Below are 16773 nucleotides of genomic sequence, written 5' to 3' on the forward strand. Positions count from 1 at the left end.
GGGGTTACATTGTCGTCTCACCAGGCCTTCGAGGCTCCTCGCTAGCGCTCGTCGCACCTCAGGCAGCGGTAGGACTCAGGCAGCGTTGGATTCAGCCACTCCAGCGACCCGTGGCCAAGAACTCGTCGAGCACGGCGGTGGCGGGTCCGAGGTCGAAGCCTTGGGCGGCCAGCCAGGAGTCGTCGAAATAGGTTGTGCTGTAACGATCTCCGGGATCGCACAATAGGGTGACCACGCTGCCGGTGCGTCGTTGGGCGACCATTTCGGCGACCAGGGAGAAGGCGCCCCACATGTTGGTGCCGGTGGAGCCGCCGACGCGTCGGCCGAGGCGGTTGGTGACGCAGCGGGCGGTGGCGATCGAGGCTTCGTCGGGCACACCGATCATGCGGTCGATGACCTGGGAGACGAAGGAGGGTTCCACCCGCGGACGGCCGATGCCCTCGATGCGCGACCCGGCGTCCGACGTCAGTGCTCCGTCGCCGGATTCGAAGGCGGGCAAGAACACCGAGTTCTCCGGGTCGACGACGCACAGCCACGTCGGATGCCTGCGGTAGCGCAGGTAGCGGCCCAGGGTTGCCGAGGTGCCGCCGGTGCCGGCGCCCACCACGATCCAGGTGGGGATCGGATGTTCTTCGTCGGCCATCTGGGCGAAGATCGACTCGGCGATGTTGTTGTTGCCACGCCAGTCGGTGGCGCGTTCGGCCATCGTGAACTGGTCGATGAAGTGCCCGCCGCGTTCTGCCTCCAGGCGCAACGCCTCCGCATAGACCTCGCCGGCACGCTGGACGAAGTGGCACTGGCCGCCCTCACGTTCGATCAGCGCGGTCTTGGCAGGCGACGTCCCGGCCGTCATCACGGCGATGAACGGAACGCCGATCAGCTTGGCGAAGTACGCCTCGCTGACCGCCGTCGACCCCGACGACGCCTCGATGACGGGGGTGCCCTCGGTGATCCAGCCGTTGCAGATTGCGTACAGGAACAGGGAGCGCGCCAACCGGTGCTTGAGCGAACCGGTGGGGTGGGTGCTCTCGTCCTTGAGGTAGAGGTCGATGCCGACCTCGGCGTCACCGTCGCGCCACCGCGACCACTCCGGCAGTTCGACGCGCAGCAGGTGGGTGTCGGCGCTGCGTCGGGCGTCGGCCTCGATGAGGCGGACGGCGTTGTCGGCCCAGGAGCGGTCGGCGCGACGGTCGATGTCACGGGTGGGCTGCACGAGGCGTCACTTGCTGCCGCGCAGGCGCGACTGCAGGTCGTCGTGCCGCTTCTTGCGATCCCGGTCGATGGCGTCGATCTGACGGTTCACCTTGAGCCGAAGTCCCTTGAACAAGGCCATGCCCAGGGGCAGGGCGATCAGGACACCGAAAACGGCGGCCACGTAGAGCGGCACATCGACGTCGACAAGCCGGGCGCCCAGCACGATCACAACCGCCACCACCACGACCAACGCGAGTCGGGCCAGGGTGTAGGCGGCCAGCGCGAGGGCCAGCGACCCGGCGGTGGCACGCTCGCCCGAGGAGGGGGTGTCGGTCTTGTCTTCGGCAGCACTCACGACGACCAGACTACTGGGCGCGTTCCGGACCGCGGTCCGCGCGTCCGCAGGTCACAGGCTTCTTTGCCGGTTCTTTACCTTCTGCTGACGGTTCGAGTACCTGGGCGATTTGCGTGTATTCATGAACCATCACGCCCGAGGACTCGGGTGCGGCTGACAGAGGGGAACATCCGTGACCACCATCAATCCGGCACCCGCCGCAGCGTTCATCACTCCGGGCATGGCCAGCCAGCACACGCTGACCCCGGGCCAGGTCGCAGCGATGTTCAACGTCAACCCCAAGACCGTGGCGCGCTGGGCGACCTCGGGCATCCTCGGCTCCATCCGCACCCCCGGTGGCCACCGTCGCTTCCGTGAAGAGGACGTCGTCGCGCTGCTGAATCGCCGCACTCACTGAACGACAGTTGGCGCGTTACGAGACACCCTCACGTACTCTGGGTTACGGGAGGTTGCCATGACTTATCTGTTCGCCCTGATCGGTGTCATCGCCATCGGTTTCCTGTTGTGGCGTGCCTTTGGCCCGCAAAGCGAGGGCACCGGCGGCGTCTCGTCGGGCCCCAAGACGACGCGGGGTCCGCTGGGCCCCGACGACGATCAAGACTTCCTTCGCGACCTCGACAACAAGACCCGCGGCACCAACGGATCCGACGGTGATGACAGCTGATCGCCTCGATAGCTCATCTCCCCGGCAGCTGATCATCTGACCCACTCCGCACCTGCGACACCCTCCCGCAATGTCATCGCGTGCAACCGCCATACCTCGGGGTAGGGTTGATTTTCCGACACGCGAGGGGGTGACGAGGGTGAACCCGGGACGGGCAGGTGCAACCGCGTCCGACGACGACCTCAGCTTCGCCGAGAAGCTGGCACATCTCTTCGAGCACAGCCGTGATGAGAACGGCGTGCGCTACACAGGCAAGAAGATCGCCGAGAAGGCCAACGCCCTCGGCTACTCGCTCTCCGACGCCTACATCTCGCAGCTCCGCACAGGTAAGGCCCGCACGCCGTCGTTCCGGACGGTCGAGGCCATCGCGCGGGCGTTCGAGGTCAGCGTCACCTACTTTCTTGCCAACCCCGACGAAGACCTCGACCGCGTCCGGCAACAGCAGGACTACGTCGAGATGCTCGCCGTCACCGGCACGCATCTGTCGGGGATCGATCTCAACTCGCTGTGCCCGGACACCATCGACGTCATGATCGACCTGCTGAAGATGGTCAGGGCGCAGGTGGTGGAGAACCGGGATTCGGGTGGGTCGTCAGCTGCTGGCTGAGTCCCCTCCTGCTGGTTGAGTAGGCGAGCCCCATAGGGCGAGCCGTATCGAAACCCGGTGAGGCGAAGATGTCCGCAATCCGTGGTCACCGATACGCTTGACTCACGAGGTTTCGATACGCGTCGGACTCGCTGCGCTCGCTCGCCGCTACTCAACCAGCAGAAAAGGCCGCCCCAGCCAGCAAAGTGGCGACCGATCAGAGACCCTGGTAGGAGTGCAGGCCCGAGACGACCAGGTTGATGATGAACAGGTTGAACAGCAGCGCGACGAAGCCGGCGACGTTGATCCAGGCGGCGGCGGTGTTGCGCCAGCCGGCGGTCGCGCGGGCGTGCAGGTAGGCCGCGTAGATGACCCACGCGATGAACGAGACGGTCTCCTTGGGGTCCCAGCCCCAGAAACGGCCCCACGCGGACTCGGCCCAGATGGCACCGCAGATGACGCCCAGACCGAACAGCGGGAAGCCGAAGACGACGCATTTGTAGGCGAGGCGGTCGAGGGTATCGGCGTTGGGGATGTGCGCGACGACGCGTCGAACCGCTCCCCCGAAGCCTTTCATCCTGGTGCCGTCGACCAGCGAGTCGTATGGCTCGTCGGCGGTCTGTGTGCCCCAGCGCATCTTGATCAGGTACAGCACGCTGGCGACGCCCGAGACGAGCAGGACGCCCGACGAGATCGAGATGATCGACACGTGGATGGCCAGCCAGTACGACTTCAGCGCGGGGACCACGGGTGCGGCGTCGGTGTAGAGGTAGCGGCCGCCGATGAACATCAGCAGCGTGACCGGCAGCAGGACGAACGAGATCAGCGGGCGATGCTCGGGTTTGCGCAGCACCACGAGTCCGGCGACCACGCAGGCCGCGCAGGTCAGCGAGATGAACTCGTACATGTTGCCCCAGGGGGCGCGGTCGGTGGCCAGGCCGCGCGCCACGATGGAACCGATGTGCGCGAGCAGGCCGACGATGACGACCGGGTAGGCCATGTTGCCGAGCTTGTCGCCGAAGCTGCGACGCGGTGCCTGCTCGAGCTTGCCGGGGGTGCGCGCGCCGGTCTCCGTGGTGCCGACACCCGCGCCCACCAGCGACTTGTCGGCCAGCTTGCGGCTGCGCACCGCGGCCAACGACACCAGGAACATCGCCATGGCCAGCACGTAGATCGTGATGGCGGTACCGAAGAGGAGGTCGGAGTAGCGTGCCATCGTCTCGTCGACCGGTACGCCGTTGACGGTGGCCGCCATGTGCTCAACTGCACTGCTCACAAGTGCCGTCCTCTCCCGCTCGCCTACAACCGCCCCCGGGAGCGTCGGGACGTGCGCGCGCTCTCCGGATCATCGGTGACCAGGGCCGACGCCTGCTCGTCGAAGCCCTCGCCCCAACCGGCCTGATCCGTGCGGGCCAGGCCGGCAATTTCTACTACAGTACGTCGTGCTCGGCCGCTCTGTCCGTCGGGAGTGTCTGCGGCGACCGGCACGAGTCGCGCCCAGATGCGCCGACGACGAATCAGCAACGACACCAACAGCCCGCCGAGCATGACGATTGCGCTGACCAGCACCCAGTTCTGCGCCGGGTCGTGCGACACCTGCACCGACACCCACCGCTGGTAGCCGTCGAAGCGGACGACGGTGCCGTCGGCGAGCGTGGTGCTCTGTCCGGACGCGAGGTTCACCTGCGACTGCCGGACGAGGCGTCCCTGGTCGATGAGTTTCTGGTCGAGTGCGTACGCGTTCTGCGGGCGGCCGGTGTCCAGGCCGGTGTCGCCCTTGTAGATGCGGATGGCGACGTACGGGTCGTCGGGGACGGGCGACGCCGAGAGCAGCAGCGTGCCGTGGAAGGTGGCGGTCGGCGCGAACAGACCCTCGATGGCGATCTGGTTCTTGCGGCGCACATCCTCGTCGGGGTACATGCCGGCGGGGGTGTCGAAGCGGACGGCACCCGACGACATCATGGTCGTCAGATCGTCGGGGATGAACGGCACCGTCTGGGTCCGGTTCTTCCCGTTGGGGAAGGTGACGGTGAAGGTCGGGGCGAATCCGTTGCCAAGGACGTACACGCGGTCGCCGGCGACGCGCAACGGCTCGTTGACGCGCACCGACGTGGTCTGCCAGGTCGACGGCGGACCAGGATGCGGCCCTTCGGTGTAGCGCATCGTCGCGTCGTACATGTCGGGCTGACCGCTGGGCAGGAAGGTCGCGGAGAACTTGTCGATGCGGAAACAGAACGGTGTCAGGTCGGTTCCGTCGACGAGGCTGCCGGCGCGGAACGAGTCGTAGACGGCGGTCGAGTTGTTGCACAGCGCCTGCTCACCGTCGGCGACGAGCGTACGGGTGCCCTCGTAGCCGTAGACCTTGCCGACGGCGATCGCGACCAGCAAGGCCAGCAACGCGAAATGGAAGACCAGGTTGCCGAATTCGCGGAGGTAGCCCTTCTCCGCCGACACCTCGACCACGCCGTCGGGATAGCGCTCACTCGGTTCGCGCACCACCACGGTGCGTCGCCAGCCGCGCAGCCTGCTGTTGATCCGGGCCGCGATCTCCTCGGGGTCGCCGTCCACGGTGTGTTCGACGTGCCGCGGCAGCCGCGACAGATTCCGCGGCGCGGCAACCGGTTTGGCGCGCAGGTTGTGGAAGTGTTCGACCATGCGCGGTGTCAGGCAGCCCACCAGCGACACGAACAGCAGCACATAGATCGCGGTGAACCAGGTGCTGGAGAAGACCTCGAACAGCTGCACGCGGTCCATCAGCTCGCCGAGCGTTCCGTGATCGGCGATGTACTGCACCGTCTTCTGCTCGTTGAGATCCCGTTGTGGCAGCAGCGCACCGGGAATGGCCGCGAGCGCCAACAGGAACAGCAGCACCAGAGCGGTGCGCATCGACGTCAGCGACCGCCACAGGTTGCGCAGCGGCCACAGCACGCGGCGCTTGATCCAGTGTGGTCGGGACGCAGCGGGTTTCGGCGCGTCCGGCGGTGGCGCGTCGTGCGTGGTGGTTTCGACGACGCCGGTCATATCGGCAATTCCGTGTCGGTGATGAAGGCCTCACGAACCCAGACGGTGAACTGATCCCACAGGCCGGTCACCAGTGCGATACCGACCAGGATCAGCATGATCCCGCCGAACACCTGGATGGCGCGCGCATTCCGGCGCAGCCACCCCATGCTGCGCAATGCCCACGCCGACGAAAAGGCCAAGACCACGAACGGGATTCCCAATCCTGCGCAGTAGGCGACGATCAGCGCCACACCCTTGGCCGCGGTCACGCCCTCGGTACCGGTCGCGGTGACCACGATCGCGCTCAGCGTCGGACCCAGACACGGGGTCCAGCCCAGCGCGAACACCGCGCCGAGCAGTGGTGCACCCACGAGGTTGGAGACGAGTCGCGGATGGAATCGGTAGTCGCGCTGCATCATCGGGACCAGTCCGATGAACACGAGGCCCATCACGATGGTGATGACTCCGCCAACCCGTTGCAGCAGATCATGATTGATGACGTAGCTGCGGGTGAGTCCGAAGACGCTCGCGGTAGCGATGACGAAGACGGCAGTGAACCCGGCGACGAACATTGCCGCCGCCATCGCCACACGATGCCGTCCACGTTTGGCCGGTTCGTCGGCCGTCACCGCCGGGGCCTCCGCCCCGACCAGCCCGGCGAGATAAGACAGGTAGCCCGGGACGAGCGGCACGACGCACGGCGAGGCGAACGAGACCAGGCCGGCCACCAGGCAGGCGGCCAACGCAAGGAGCAGCGGTCCGCTGAGCACGGTGTTCTGGAAGCTCTCCCCCACCGCGGCCTGCGGTTGCGCCGCCATCAGCGCGAGGGTGGTCATCCGGCCACCGGACCCGAGGTCTCGGCGACCACTCGCGCCACCGCGGCACCGAGTTCCTCGGCGGTGATGGATTTGATGAAGACCGCGGCCGGCCGGTGTTGCCGGTCGAGGACCACGGTCACCGGCAGCACCGGCAGCGGGATGCCGAGGTCGCCGACGGTGGCTCCGGCGTAGTCGTAGATCGACGGATATCCGACCTTGCGGTCGCCGACGAAGTCCTGCGCGGACTGCCGGTCGTCGCGCATGTTGAGGCCGAGGAAGTCGACGCCCTGCGCTTTGAACTGCTCGTAGACCTGCTCGAGGTCGTCGGACTCGCCGCGGCACGGACCGCACCACGACGCCCACGCGTTGATCACCACGACCTTGCCGGCATAGCGCGGGTCGGTGATCGACAGTGGCTGCCCGGTGAGGAGGTCCTCGCCGGAGACCGGGCCGATCGGCTTGCGGTCGTCGGGGTCGTAGGTGATGACGGTTTTGCCGCCGGGCGAGACGAATTGGAAGGTGTCACCCTGCGCGACCGCGTCGTCGCCGGTGCTACACGCCCCGGCGAAGCCGACGACAGCGGCGAGCAGGAGAGCCAGGATCGCCACGCGGCGGTATCGCCGACTGGTCTGAACACTGCTCACTTTAACCGCCGTCATTCGCTGTTGTTCCGGGTCAGGCCCCGGTCACCAGCGGGTCGGATGCCCCGGCCGGTTCGGAATAGATGATGTCGACGAGCGCGTCGTCCTCGTAGATCAGGCTGGTCAGCGACGCGAGCGAACACTGCCGACGACGCGGGTCGTGCCAGAGTCGCTGGCCTTCCAGGAAGCGGCGCAGCGTGTACACGGGCAGCTGATGGCTGACACAGATGGCCTCGTGGCCCTTGGCCGCGTCGCGCGCCTTGTTGGCGGCGGCGAGCATGCGGTGGGCCAACTGGATGTACGGCTCGCCCCACGACGGGGTGAACGGGTCGCGCATCTTGGGCCAGTGCCGCGGCTTCGACAACGCGCCGTCGCCGACGGACACCTTGAGTCCCTCGAAGACGTTGTCGGCCTCGATGAGGTCGTCGTTGGTGAAGATCGGCAGTCCGTGCGCGGCCGCGATCGGTGTCGCGGTCTCCTGCGCACGCTGCAGCGGCGACGCGAACACGGCGGTGACGTCGTGGTCGGCGAGGGTGTCGGCGACTTTGCGGGCCTGCACCCGGCCCGTGGTCGACAGCCGGAATCCGGGCAGCCGTCCGTAGAGGATGCCGTCGGGATTGTGCACCTCACCGTGGCGCATCATGTGGACGATCGTGTGCATCAGTCGGTCTCCCCCGGTCGGCGGGCCGCGCCTGCCGCTTCGGCAGCGGCAGGAAGCGCGTCGGCGATTCGTGAAAAAGCGTCGTCGCCGAGTGCGGCCGAGACGAACCACGCCTCGAAGGCACTCGGCGGTGCGTACACGCCCCGGTCGAGGAGCGCGTGGAAGAACGGCGCGAACCGCCAGGTGTCGGTGGCCTTGACGCCCGCGTAGTCGACGATCTCGGTGTCGGGGTCGTCGGTGAAGAAGATACTGATCAGGCTGCCCGCACGCTGCACGCGGTGGGAAACCCCCGCAGACGTGAGGGCGCCGGTGAAGAGTTCACCGAGTCGGTCGGCGTTGGCGTCGAGGGCGGCGTAGACGTCGACGTCGGCGTTGCGCAGGGTCGCCAGTCCGGCGGCCACGGCCACTGGGTTCCCTGACAGGGTGCCCGCCTGATAGACGGGACCGGTCGGCGCGAGGCGTTCCATGACGTCGGCGCGACCCCCGAATGCGGCGGCAGGTAGCCCGCCGCTCATCACCTTGCCGAAGGTGTAGAGGTCGCCTGCGACGCCTTCGAGGCCGTACCAGCCGGCGGGGCTCACCCGGAATCCGGTCATGACCTCGTCGATGATCAGTAGCGCCCCGTGCCGGGCGGTCAGTTCACGCAGGCCGGCGTTGAATCCGTCACGCGGCGCGACCGCACCCATGTTGCCGGCGGCGGCCTCGGTGATGACCGCGGCGATCTCGTCGCCGAACTCCTCGAAGGCCTTGGCGACGGCTTTCAGGTCGTTGTAAGGCAGGACGATGGTGTCGTGGGCGGTGGCGCCGGTGACGCCCGGCGACGTCGGCAGGCCGAGGGTCGCGACTCCCGACCCCGCGTCGGCGAGCAGGGCGTCGGCGTGACCGTGATAACAGCCCGCGAACTTGATGATCTTGCTGCGGCCGGTGAATCCGCGTGCGAGGCGGATGGCCGACATGGTGGCCTCGGTGCCCGAGTTGACCAGCCGGACACGTTGCACGGGGTCGACGCGGTCGATGATCTCCTCGGCCAGTTCCACCTCGGCCTCGGTCGGGGCGCCGAAGGACAGGCCACCGACCGCCGCGCGCGCTACGGCCTCGACGACCGCCGGATGGGCGTGGCCCAGGATCATCGGACCCCATGAAGAGACCAGGTCAACGTAGTCGGCGCCGTCGGCGTCGTAGAGGTGGCAGCCCTGCGCGCGGGCGATGAATCGGGGTGTCCCGCCGACCGCGGAAAACGCGCGGACCGGGGAGTTGACCCCGCCCGGGATGACCTTCCCGGCGCGCGCGAACAGAGCGGCTGACGTCTCGGCGGTCGGGGCGGTGCGGGTCACGGCCTCCAGTGTTCCAAACGGCACCGGGTGACCCAAATCGTTCAGGTGCTTCTCAGGCCAGCGACCTGGCAACCTGGTCGGCGATCGCTTGCTGCCCGCGCGCGTTCGGGTGCACGGCACCAGGCCCGCTCCTGGTCATCGGCTCGATCCAGCGATGACTTCCCGCGCAGGCGTCGTGCCCCTCGGACACCGCTTCCATGTCGACGTAGGTGGCGCCGGTCTGGGCGGCCGCGCGTCGGATCGCGTCGTTGAGAGTTGCCTGCAGATGACGCAGGTAGGGAACGTCGCCGGCGGCGACTCGCATGGTCGGATAGCAGCCGCCCGTCGCCGGAAGAATCTACGGATAGCCGACGATGACGACCCGGGCGTGTGGCGCCTTCTGCTGCACCTGCCGGAGCGCCGTCAGCAGGCTCGGATAGGTCGTGGTGAGGATCGGCTTCTCCAGCGAATCGCCGTAGCGGTCGCGGCACGGCGAGCCGGACGGATCGCTGGACGCGACGTCGCGGCAGGCGCGGATCGAACCGGAGTACGTGTCGTTGTCGTTGCCGCCGATCATCATGGTGACCAGGTCGGTGTCGGGTGTCACGGCATCGAATTGCGCTGGGACGCCGTCGTATTGGGCGTTCGCCAAGTCCGCGGTGTCGGCGCCGGCGCAGCTGACGTCGGTCAGCCGGTAGTGCTGCCGCTCGGTGAGGATCTGAGCGAAGTTCCGCGACGACCGCTGACATAGGAACGGCGACCCTGCCGCGAGCGGGCTGACCCCGGTGCCCGCGCTGTAACTGTCGCCCAGATTGACCTGATCGATCGTGGTGTCGATGACGCTCGTCGTACTGCTGGGGGAGCTCGCGTTGTCGGTCGTGCTGCAGCTGGCGAGGACGCACACGGCGCTGACCAGCACCGCCATTGCGACCGACCAGTTTCGACGGGCAATCACGAGCCCCACCGTACCGATGGGAGGCACACTGGGGTCATGGCCGATTCGAGTGATTCTGCAACCAGCAACAACGATGTTCTCGACGTCGGCGCCGTGCTCGACGGCGTCCCCACCGGCCTGTGGATCGGCGGCAAGTCGGTTCCGTCCGCGTCGGGCAAGACCTTCCCGGTGTACGACCCGGCGACCGAGGAGCCACTGGTGTCGGTCGCCGACGCCGGGGTCGAGGATGCGCGCGCCGCTCTCGACGCCGCGGCGGCGGCCGCTCAGGACTGGGCCGCGACCGCCCCGCGCGAGCGTGGCGAAATCCTGCGTCGCACCTTTGAACTGCTCACCGATCGCGCCGACGACATCGCGCTGCTCATGACGGCCGAACTCGGTCGCGCGCTGCCCGACAGCGCCGCGGAGGCCAAGTACGGCACCGAATTCTTGCGCTGGTTCGCCGAGGAGGCGGTCCGGGTGAACGGTCGCTTCACCCAGGCCCCGGCGGGCAACGGCCGGATTCTGGTCAGTCACGCGCCGGTCGGTCCGTGTCTGGCCATTACGCCGTGGAATTTTCCGCTGGCGATGGGTACGCGGAAGATCGCGCCGGCGCTGGCCGCGGGCAACGTCATGCTGGTCAAACCCGCGCACGAGACGCCGCTGACCATGCTCGCGTTGGCCGAGGCGTTCGCGGAGGCGGGCCTTCCGCCGGGTGTGCTGTCGGTGTTGCCGACCAGCGACAGTCGCGGCGTGAGCACCGCGCTGATCGAGGACGACCGCATCCGCAAGATCAGCTTCACCGGTTCCACGCCGGTTGGTCGAGGATTGTTGGAGCAGGCTGCCGAACGTATCCAGCGGACGTCGATGGAACTCGGCGGCAACGCACCGTTCCTCGTGTTCGACGACGCGGATGTCGACGCAGCGGTCGAGGGTGCGTTCGCGGCCAAGATGCGCAACGGCGGCGAGGCGTGCACGGCCGCCAACCGGTTTCTCGTGCAGTCCGGCGTCGCCGACGAGTTCACCACCAAACTCACCGAGAAGATGGCCGCGGTGCGCATGGGTCCCGGGTATGTCGACGGGGTCACGCTCGGACCGCTCGTCAACGCCTCCCAGCGCGACAAGGTCGCCGAGGCGGTCGAGGGAGCGATCGCCGACGGCGCCCGGGTTCGCACCGGCGGAGAACGCCCCGATGGCCCCGGATTCTTCTATCCGGCAACGGTTCTCGACCAGGTGGACCCCTACGCTCCCGTCACTCGCGGTGAGATCTTCGGTCCGGTCGCGGTGATCAGCACATTCGCGAGCGAGGACGACGGGATCGCGGCGGCCAACTCCACCGAGTACGGCCTCGCCGCGTACTTCTACAGCCGCGAACTCGACCGCTGCATGCGTGTCGCGCAGGCACTCGACTCCGGGATGGTCGGTGTCAACCGCGGCGTGATCTCCGACGCGGCAGCACCTTTCGGCGGCGTCAAACAGTCCGGCATCGGACGCGAAGGCGGTTCCGAGGGTATCGAAGAGTACCTTTCGGTGAAGTACGTCGCTCTCACATGAGGGTTTATCGACCCTTGATCCGATCGTCACTTTGGTCACATTGACCTCACCAGTAACTTCCGTACACTCGTCGTCATGCGTGTTCGAAACCTCGTGTCCGCAGTCGCCCTCTCCACCGCTCTCGTCACCGGCGCTGGAGTACTCACCGATGCCCCGGCGAAGGCGGCACCGGTCAGCACCGATCTCGGGAGCGTGGACCTCGGCAGCAGCGACCTGCTCACGCCGAACAGCATCTTCCTCTGGCAGGGCATCGCCACGCGCTACATCGTCGTACTCGGCGCCAAGATGGGCACCTACGGACAGACGCCGGCCATCCTCGACCGTCGTCTCAACGTCGCGGCACGGATGGCCAAACAGCATCCGTTCAACCGGATGATCGTCTCCGGCGGCAACACCTGGTGGCTGCCGGTATCGGAGGCACAGTTCATGAACCTCGGGCTCATCCGACGCGGAATTCCCATGTGGCAGATGGTGAATGAAGGCCGTTCGACCTCCACCGTGCAGAACGCGTCGAACACCGTCGGCATGCTGAAGGCGATGGGCGCCAACGGTGCGGTCATCGTCACCAACGGCTTCCACATGGGCCGCGCCCTCGGCGACTTCCGCGCAGCTGCGCGGAAACAGCACGCACGCATCGAGTTTCGGGCGGCGTACGCCTGAGGTTCGCCGGAACCTCACTTCTGGTCAGAAACCTCATTTCTGGTCAGAAACCGCTGCCGATCGCGAGGTGGCTGACGCGACACGCGGTTTCTGAAAACGCGACACGCCGCATGCAACCGAAACTCACTCTGGTGCGTCTAAACCTGCATGAACAGTATCGATGCTCTCACCAGCGCAGCCACACGCGCCCAACTCCTGGCGAAGGGTTTTGCCGACCACGAGATTCGGACCGCAATTCGCAGTGGGACACTCACGCAACTCGCATCCGGGATCCTCATCTGCACAAGCGCTCTCGACGGCACGCCCGAGCAACGGCACCGCGAACTCGCCTCCGCCGTATTCCGCCGTTCAGGCAAGACTGAGCGGGCACTCGCTGACGTCTCGGCGGCGGCGGTCCTCGGACTGCCGGTGTGGGGACTCGATACCAGTCACGTGGTGTTCACCGAACGCAGCAACCGCCCGCGATCACGCACATCGTCGCTGGTCAAGGTCATCTCGGATCGTCGCCCTACATCGACCGTGGTCCATGACGGCATCACAGTGTCCTCACCCGCCCGGGTGGTCGTGGACATCGCCCGCTCGTCCGACCGGATCGCAGCGATCGCGGTCGGCGACGCCGCGTTGCACAACGACCTCTGCACCACAACCGAACTCGAGGACGAACTCGATCTCCTCGAAGGAATGTCGGGCGTCGCTGCGGCCAGACGGGTCGTGGGCTCACTCAACGGAAAGGCGGAGTCGGTTCTGGAAACACGGAGCCGCATGACGTTTGTCGACGCCGGCCTGCCGATGCCCGAACTGCAAGTGGATCTGTTCAACATCTTCGGTGAGTGGATCGCACGGGTCGATTTCCTGTGGCGCAAGCACGGTCTTGTGGGCGAATGCGACGGGTATAAGAAATACAACGGCGAAGACGGCAGAGACCGACTCTTGTATGAGAAGGGCAGGTCCGAAGCCATCACCGAGTTGAACTACCGCCAGATCCACTGGAAGTGGAGGGATGTCGATCCGCCCGCACGGCTGATTGCCCGCATCACAGCAATGCTGAAGAACGTGGACACCAACGAGAAACCTCACCCCTCGCTGGAAACCGCCTCCGAGACTACGGTTTCTAACGAGAGGTGAGGTTTCTGACGAGAAGTGAGGTTTCTGCGTCGAACGCTCAGCGCAGCAACGCGCGCGACATGACGACGCGCTGGATCTGGTTGGTGCCCTCGTAGATCTGGGTGATCTTGGCGTCGCGCATCATGCGCTCGACCGGGAAGTCGCGGGTGTAGCCGGCGCCACCGAAGAGCTGCACGGCGTCCGTGGTGACTTCCATCGCGACGTCGGAGGCGAAGCACTTCGACGCCGAGCTGATGAACCCGAGGTTCTTCTCGCCACGCTCGGCGCGAGCGGCCGAGGTGTAGACCATGAGGCGGGCCGCCTCGACCTTCATCGCCATGTCGGCGATCATGAACTCGACACCCTGGAACGTGCTGATCGGCTTGCCGAACTGCTTGCGGTCCTTGACGTATTCGATGGCTTTGTCGAGGGCGCCCTGCGCGATGCCGACGGCCTGCGCGCCGATGGTCGGGCGGGTGTGGTCGAGGGTCTGCAGCGCGGTCTTGAAGCCGGTGCCCTCGTCGCCGATGATGCGATCCTCGGGGATGGTGCAGTCCTCGAAGTAGAGTTCGGCGGTCGGAGATCCCTTGATGCCCAGCTTCTTTTCCAGCGGCCCGACGGTGAAGCCGGGATCATCCTTGTGCACCATGAACGCGGAGATGCCGTTGGCCTTGCGCTCCGGGTCGGTGACCGCCATGACGGTGTACCAGGATGACTTGCCGCCGTTGGTGATCCAGCACTTGGAGCCGTTGAGCACCCAGTTGTTGCCGTCCTTGCGGGCGCGGGTCTTCATGCCCGCGGCGTCGGAGCCGGCCTCGCGCTCCGACAGCGCGTACGACGCCATCGCCTCGCCCGACGCGATCGACGGCAGCACCTGCGCCTTGAGCTCGTCGGAGCCGTTCAGGATGAGACCCATGGTCCCGAGCTTGTTGACCGCCGGGATCAACGACGACGACGCGCACACCCGCGCGACCTCTTCGATGACGATGCAGGCAGCGACGGAGTCGGCGCCCTGACCCTCGTACTCGTCGGGGACGTGGATCGCGTTGAAGCCCGACGCGACCAGCGCGTCGAGGGCCTCCTGCGGGAACCGCGCCTCTTCGTCGACAGCGGCGGCGTGCGGCTCGATCTCCTTCTCGGAGAGCGCGCGGATAGCCTCGCGCAGCGCGACGTGCTCCTCCGGCAGCTCGAAGACGTTGAAATCAGGATTTCCGAATCCCATGAGTCGACTCCTCACGGCACTGCGTGCCAAACGTTGGATAAGTCCAGTTCATCACGGCACTCAGTGCCATGTCAATCTGATGTGGCCTACTCCGATTGTCCGTTACCGGGCCCTGCCTCGCCCAGTTGTTCGGCGACTCGACGCGCGATGTCGGCGACGGGGGTGCCGGCCGGATAGGTGACGACGCTGACCACCGCGTCGGCAGGAGTCTCGACGGTCGGGGCCGCACCGGCACCGAGTGCCGCCCGCACGCGCGCGAGTTCACTGCGCAGCCGTTCGGCGGTGGCGTCGGCGTCGCCGCGGATCATGCGTCGGAGCAGGTAGTTGTGGGCCGCGGTCACCGCGGACACATAGGCGACGACGCGCACCGGCGGCTCGTCGGGCCTGCGGTTGCGCAGGAAGTCCTCGAACAACCGCTGGTAGCGGTAGGTGGTAACGAGCTCGCGATCGCGCAGCGCCGGCACCTCCTGTACCACCTGCAGACGCCGCAGCGCGAGCGTCCGATCGCCCGAGAAATGCGCGAAAACCAGCTCGGCGGCGGTGCACACGGCCGACCACGGATCGTCGACGACGGCGGCAAGGTACTCGTCGACCTGCGTCAACAGCGCCTCGTGATCGGCGAAGATAACGTCTTCCTTGGACCCGAACTGCCGAAAGAACGTGCGCCGCGAGATGCCCGCGGCGGCCGCGATCTGCTCGACCGTCGTCGACTCGTAGCCGCCCTCGGAGAACAACCGAATCGACTCCGCCACGACCAGCGTCCGAAAGTCCGCGTCACTCGGTGCCATGTCACCCAGTATTGCCTGCGGCGGCCTGACCATCGTCGAAGACGGGTCAGATCGGTCATCCATTACGCTGAGTCGCTGTATCGCCCGAACCCGGGCGGTTCGGTTCGGGGGTGCCGACTCGTCACGTCCCGAGCCGCGTTCACCAGTGCGCCGAGGCCCACCGAAAATGGTTGTTCCGCATCCCCATTCGATTCTGCCCGACGGCGGGGTCCAGACCTCGATGATCGCCGACCGTTCGGTCGCCCGACGCCTCGCGACCCACACCGTCGCCCGCCGGGCGCGCTGGCTGATTCCGGCCATCGTCGTGGCGGGTTTGATCCTGAGTCTTTCCACCGTCGCCCTCGGGAATTCCCCTGGTTTCGACACCCTGCTCGACTGGGCGCTGGCCATGGTTCTCGGCGTCATCGTGGGCGGCGTCATCACCCTCCCGATGCTGGTCCTGATGTGGTGGATGACGCTCCGCCAAGTGCGCACGCTGATTCCCGACGGCACGCTGCTCACCTCGGAGTTCGGCGCCGACTGGATCGGTTATGGCGCCGACGGCATCCACACGCGGTTGCGCTTGTCCGAACTCGACCGCATCCGGGTGAGCCGAACCCATCTCGTGGCATTCGTTGCCGGGCAACCGGTCCTGATCATTCCCCGCGAATTGGTCCCAAACGAGGTGGCCGAGGGCATCGTGCAACGGCATCGGGAGATCAGGGCGGTTCATCGGCCGGGCGACGCCGGGGCTCAAGGGTCCGGTGCCGAACACGCCGGTGTCGACGGGCCAGGCTCGGCGCGGATCGTCAACGACGCCGACGGTACGACGGTGGCGACGATGGTCGCCGACCGGGGGCTGCCGATGCGCCTCGTCCGCGCGACGTTCACCGGTTCGTCGCTGGTGCTGTGCGTGGTCGCCGTGGCGATCCTCGTCGCGTGGGCGATCATCGACGATGCCGAAGGCGCGGGAATCCTGGTGTCCGCTCCGGTCATCGGCGCAGTCGTTTTCGTCGGTGTGCTGGCGACCTCGTATTGGCAACTGTTCGCCCGCCTTCGGCGACTGATGCCCGTGGGGGCACAACTGTACGTCCGGTACTCACCCGATCGAGTGGAAGCCACCTACGGCACGGTGGCGACGTCGGTGTCGCTCGCCGACGTCACCAGGATCCGCGAAACCCGCGCCGCGATCGATCTGTGTCACGGCCGCACACCAGTGCTGACCATTCCGGCCGACATGGTGCCGCCCGGCTTCGTCGACCACGTACGAACGAACCGCAACACCTGAGCCGCTGTCCGG

The 16773-nt window shown here is 66.8% G+C and carries 18 protein-coding genes and 1 pseudogene; 7 read left to right on the top strand and 12 right to left on the bottom strand.

What is annotated here, in order from left to right; translation table 11 throughout:
- Nucleotides 1-91: 91 nt before the first annotated feature.
- Nucleotides 92-1213 carry a PLP-dependent cysteine synthase family protein gene (locus ACWDTF_RS05995; protein ID WP_449754117.1) on the bottom strand — a complete coding sequence of 374 codons (1122 nt, stop codon included), beginning with the start codon at nt 1211-1213 and terminating at the stop codon, nt 92-94.
- Nucleotides 1214-1219: 6 nt separating this feature from the next.
- Nucleotides 1220-1549 (bottom strand): DUF4229 domain-containing protein, encoded by a 330-nt coding sequence (locus tag ACWDTF_RS06000; RefSeq protein WP_240859595.1) that lies wholly within the window; start codon nt 1547-1549, stop codon nt 1220-1222.
- 220 nt (nt 1550-1769) lie between these two features.
- On the opposite strand from ACWDTF_RS06000, the gene ACWDTF_RS06005 reads away from it, so the two are divergent.
- From ACWDTF_RS06005 to ACWDTF_RS06015, 3 genes are all read left to right on the top strand, one after another.
- On the top strand, nt 1770-1946 hold the full coding sequence (locus ACWDTF_RS06005) for a BldC family transcriptional regulator (RefSeq protein ID WP_240859709.1): 177 nt from the start codon (nt 1770-1772) through the stop codon (nt 1944-1946).
- A gap of 57 nt (nt 1947-2003) precedes the next feature.
- A complete protein-coding gene (locus ACWDTF_RS06010; protein WP_240859594.1) occupies nt 2004-2213 on the top strand; it encodes a hypothetical protein in 210 nt (69 codons plus the stop codon).
- 139 nt (nt 2214-2352) lie between these two features.
- Complete coding sequence (locus ACWDTF_RS06015; protein ID WP_240859591.1) at nt 2353-2820, top strand: helix-turn-helix domain-containing protein; 468 nt, start codon at nt 2353-2355, stop codon at nt 2818-2820.
- 196 nt (nt 2821-3016) lie between these two features.
- Here the strand turns inward: ACWDTF_RS06015 and ccsB are convergent, their stop codons facing one another.
- The 7 genes and pseudogenes from ccsB to ACWDTF_RS06050 form a co-directional block, all read right to left on the bottom strand.
- Complete coding sequence (gene ccsB, locus ACWDTF_RS06020) at nt 3017-4054, bottom strand: c-type cytochrome biogenesis protein CcsB (protein WP_449754164.1); 1038 nt, start codon at nt 4052-4054, stop codon at nt 3017-3019.
- Nucleotides 4055-4098: 44 nt separating this feature from the next.
- Complete coding sequence (gene resB, locus ACWDTF_RS06025) at nt 4099-5820, bottom strand: cytochrome c biogenesis protein ResB (protein ID WP_355278432.1); 1722 nt, start codon at nt 5818-5820, stop codon at nt 4099-4101.
- Nucleotides 5817-6638 carry a cytochrome c biogenesis CcdA family protein gene (locus tag ACWDTF_RS06030; protein WP_240859588.1) on the bottom strand — a complete coding sequence of 274 codons (822 nt, stop codon included), beginning with the start codon at nt 6636-6638 and terminating at the stop codon, nt 5817-5819. Before ACWDTF_RS06030 ends, resB begins: the two co-directional genes overlap by 4 nt.
- A complete protein-coding gene (locus ACWDTF_RS06035) occupies nt 6635-7264 on the bottom strand; it encodes a TlpA family protein disulfide reductase (RefSeq protein WP_240859586.1) in 630 nt (209 codons plus the stop codon). Before ACWDTF_RS06035 ends, ACWDTF_RS06030 begins: the two co-directional genes overlap by 4 nt.
- A 31-nt stretch (nt 7265-7295) precedes the next feature.
- Complete coding sequence (locus tag ACWDTF_RS06040; protein WP_355278428.1) at nt 7296-7922, bottom strand: histidine phosphatase family protein; 627 nt, start codon at nt 7920-7922, stop codon at nt 7296-7298.
- On the bottom strand, nt 7922-9256 hold the full coding sequence (gene hemL, locus ACWDTF_RS06045; protein ID WP_355278426.1) for a glutamate-1-semialdehyde 2,1-aminomutase: 1335 nt from the start codon (nt 9254-9256) through the stop codon (nt 7922-7924). The genes ACWDTF_RS06040 and hemL overlap by 1 nt, the downstream gene beginning before the upstream one ends.
- A gap of 52 nt (nt 9257-9308) precedes the next feature.
- A pseudogene (locus tag ACWDTF_RS06050) lies at nt 9309-10160 on the bottom strand (SGNH/GDSL hydrolase family protein).
- Nucleotides 10161-10226: 66 nt separating this feature from the next.
- Between ACWDTF_RS06050 and ACWDTF_RS06055 the strand changes: the two are divergent.
- The gene (locus tag ACWDTF_RS06055; protein ID WP_355278420.1) at nt 10227-11720 is read left to right on the top strand and encodes an NAD-dependent succinate-semialdehyde dehydrogenase; all 1494 of its coding nucleotides are present in this window, start codon (nt 10227-10229) and stop codon (nt 11718-11720) included.
- A 75-nt stretch (nt 11721-11795) separates the two neighbouring features.
- On the top strand, nt 11796-12380 hold the full coding sequence (locus tag ACWDTF_RS06060) for a YdcF family protein (protein ID WP_355278418.1): 585 nt from the start codon (nt 11796-11798) through the stop codon (nt 12378-12380).
- A gap of 428 nt (nt 12381-12808) precedes the next feature.
- Here the strand turns inward: ACWDTF_RS06060 and ACWDTF_RS06065 are convergent, their stop codons facing one another.
- Nucleotides 12809-12952: a hypothetical protein gene (locus ACWDTF_RS06065; RefSeq protein ID WP_449754118.1), complete on the bottom strand. Its 144-nt coding sequence runs from the start codon at nt 12950-12952 to the stop codon at nt 12809-12811.
- Between ACWDTF_RS06065 and ACWDTF_RS06070 the strand changes: the two genes are divergently transcribed.
- Nucleotides 12945-13505 carry a hypothetical protein gene (locus ACWDTF_RS06070; RefSeq protein WP_449754119.1) on the top strand — a complete coding sequence of 187 codons (561 nt, stop codon included), beginning with the start codon at nt 12945-12947 and terminating at the stop codon, nt 13503-13505. The two genes, ACWDTF_RS06065 and ACWDTF_RS06070, sit on opposite strands and share 8 nt — an antisense overlap.
- A 37-nt stretch (nt 13506-13542) precedes the next feature.
- Here ACWDTF_RS06070 and ACWDTF_RS06075 read toward each other — a convergent pair whose 3' ends face one another.
- Nucleotides 13543-14706: an acyl-CoA dehydrogenase gene (locus ACWDTF_RS06075; protein ID WP_240859570.1), complete on the bottom strand. Its 1164-nt coding sequence runs from the start codon at nt 14704-14706 to the stop codon at nt 13543-13545.
- Between the two features lie 86 nt (nt 14707-14792).
- Nucleotides 14793-15494 carry a TetR family transcriptional regulator gene (locus ACWDTF_RS06080; RefSeq protein WP_240859568.1) on the bottom strand — a complete coding sequence of 234 codons (702 nt, stop codon included), beginning with the start codon at nt 15492-15494 and terminating at the stop codon, nt 14793-14795.
- A gap of 166 nt (nt 15495-15660) precedes the next feature.
- Here ACWDTF_RS06080 and ACWDTF_RS06085 point away from each other — a divergent pair, with 166 nt between their 5' ends.
- On the top strand, nt 15661-16761 hold the full coding sequence (locus ACWDTF_RS06085) for a hypothetical protein (RefSeq protein ID WP_449754120.1): 1101 nt from the start codon (nt 15661-15663) through the stop codon (nt 16759-16761).
- The last annotated feature ends 12 nt before the right edge of the window (nt 16762-16773 follow it).

Source organism: Gordonia sp. NPDC003422 (genome assembly GCF_053588675.1).

Excerpts from the sequence above, each read along its gene's own strand:
- ACWDTF_RS06085 (WP_449754120.1), top strand. The coding sequence starts at position 15,661 with ATGGTTGTTCCGCATCCCCATTCGATTCTGCCCGACGGCGGGGTCCAG.
- ACWDTF_RS06030 (WP_240859588.1), bottom strand. The coding sequence starts at position 6,638 with ATGACCACCCTCGCGCTGATGGCGGCGCAACCGCAGGCCGCGGTGGGG.
- ACWDTF_RS06075 (WP_240859570.1), bottom strand. The coding sequence starts at position 14,706 with ATGGGATTCGGAAATCCTGATTTCAACGTCTTCGAGCTGCCGGAGGAG.
- ACWDTF_RS06040 (WP_355278428.1), bottom strand. The coding sequence starts at position 7,922 with ATGCACACGATCGTCCACATGATGCGCCACGGTGAGGTGCACAATCCC.
- ACWDTF_RS06060 (WP_355278418.1), top strand. The coding sequence starts at position 11,796 with ATGCGTGTTCGAAACCTCGTGTCCGCAGTCGCCCTCTCCACCGCTCTC.
- ccsB (WP_449754164.1), bottom strand. The coding sequence starts at position 4,054 with ATGGCGGCCACCGTCAACGGCGTACCGGTCGACGAGACGATGGCACGC.
- ACWDTF_RS06065 (WP_449754118.1), bottom strand. The coding sequence starts at position 12,952 with ATGTCCACGACCACCCGGGCGGGTGAGGACACTGTGATGCCGTCATGG.
- ACWDTF_RS06010 (WP_240859594.1), top strand. The coding sequence starts at position 2,004 with ATGACTTATCTGTTCGCCCTGATCGGTGTCATCGCCATCGGTTTCCTG.
- ACWDTF_RS06005 (WP_240859709.1), top strand. The coding sequence starts at position 1,770 with ATGGCCAGCCAGCACACGCTGACCCCGGGCCAGGTCGCAGCGATGTTC.
- ACWDTF_RS06080 (WP_240859568.1), bottom strand. The coding sequence starts at position 15,494 with ATGGCACCGAGTGACGCGGACTTTCGGACGCTGGTCGTGGCGGAGTCG.
- ACWDTF_RS06055 (WP_355278420.1), top strand. The coding sequence starts at position 10,227 with ATGGCCGATTCGAGTGATTCTGCAACCAGCAACAACGATGTTCTCGAC.
- resB (WP_355278432.1), bottom strand. The coding sequence starts at position 5,820 with ATGACCGGCGTCGTCGAAACCACCACGCACGACGCGCCACCGCCGGAC.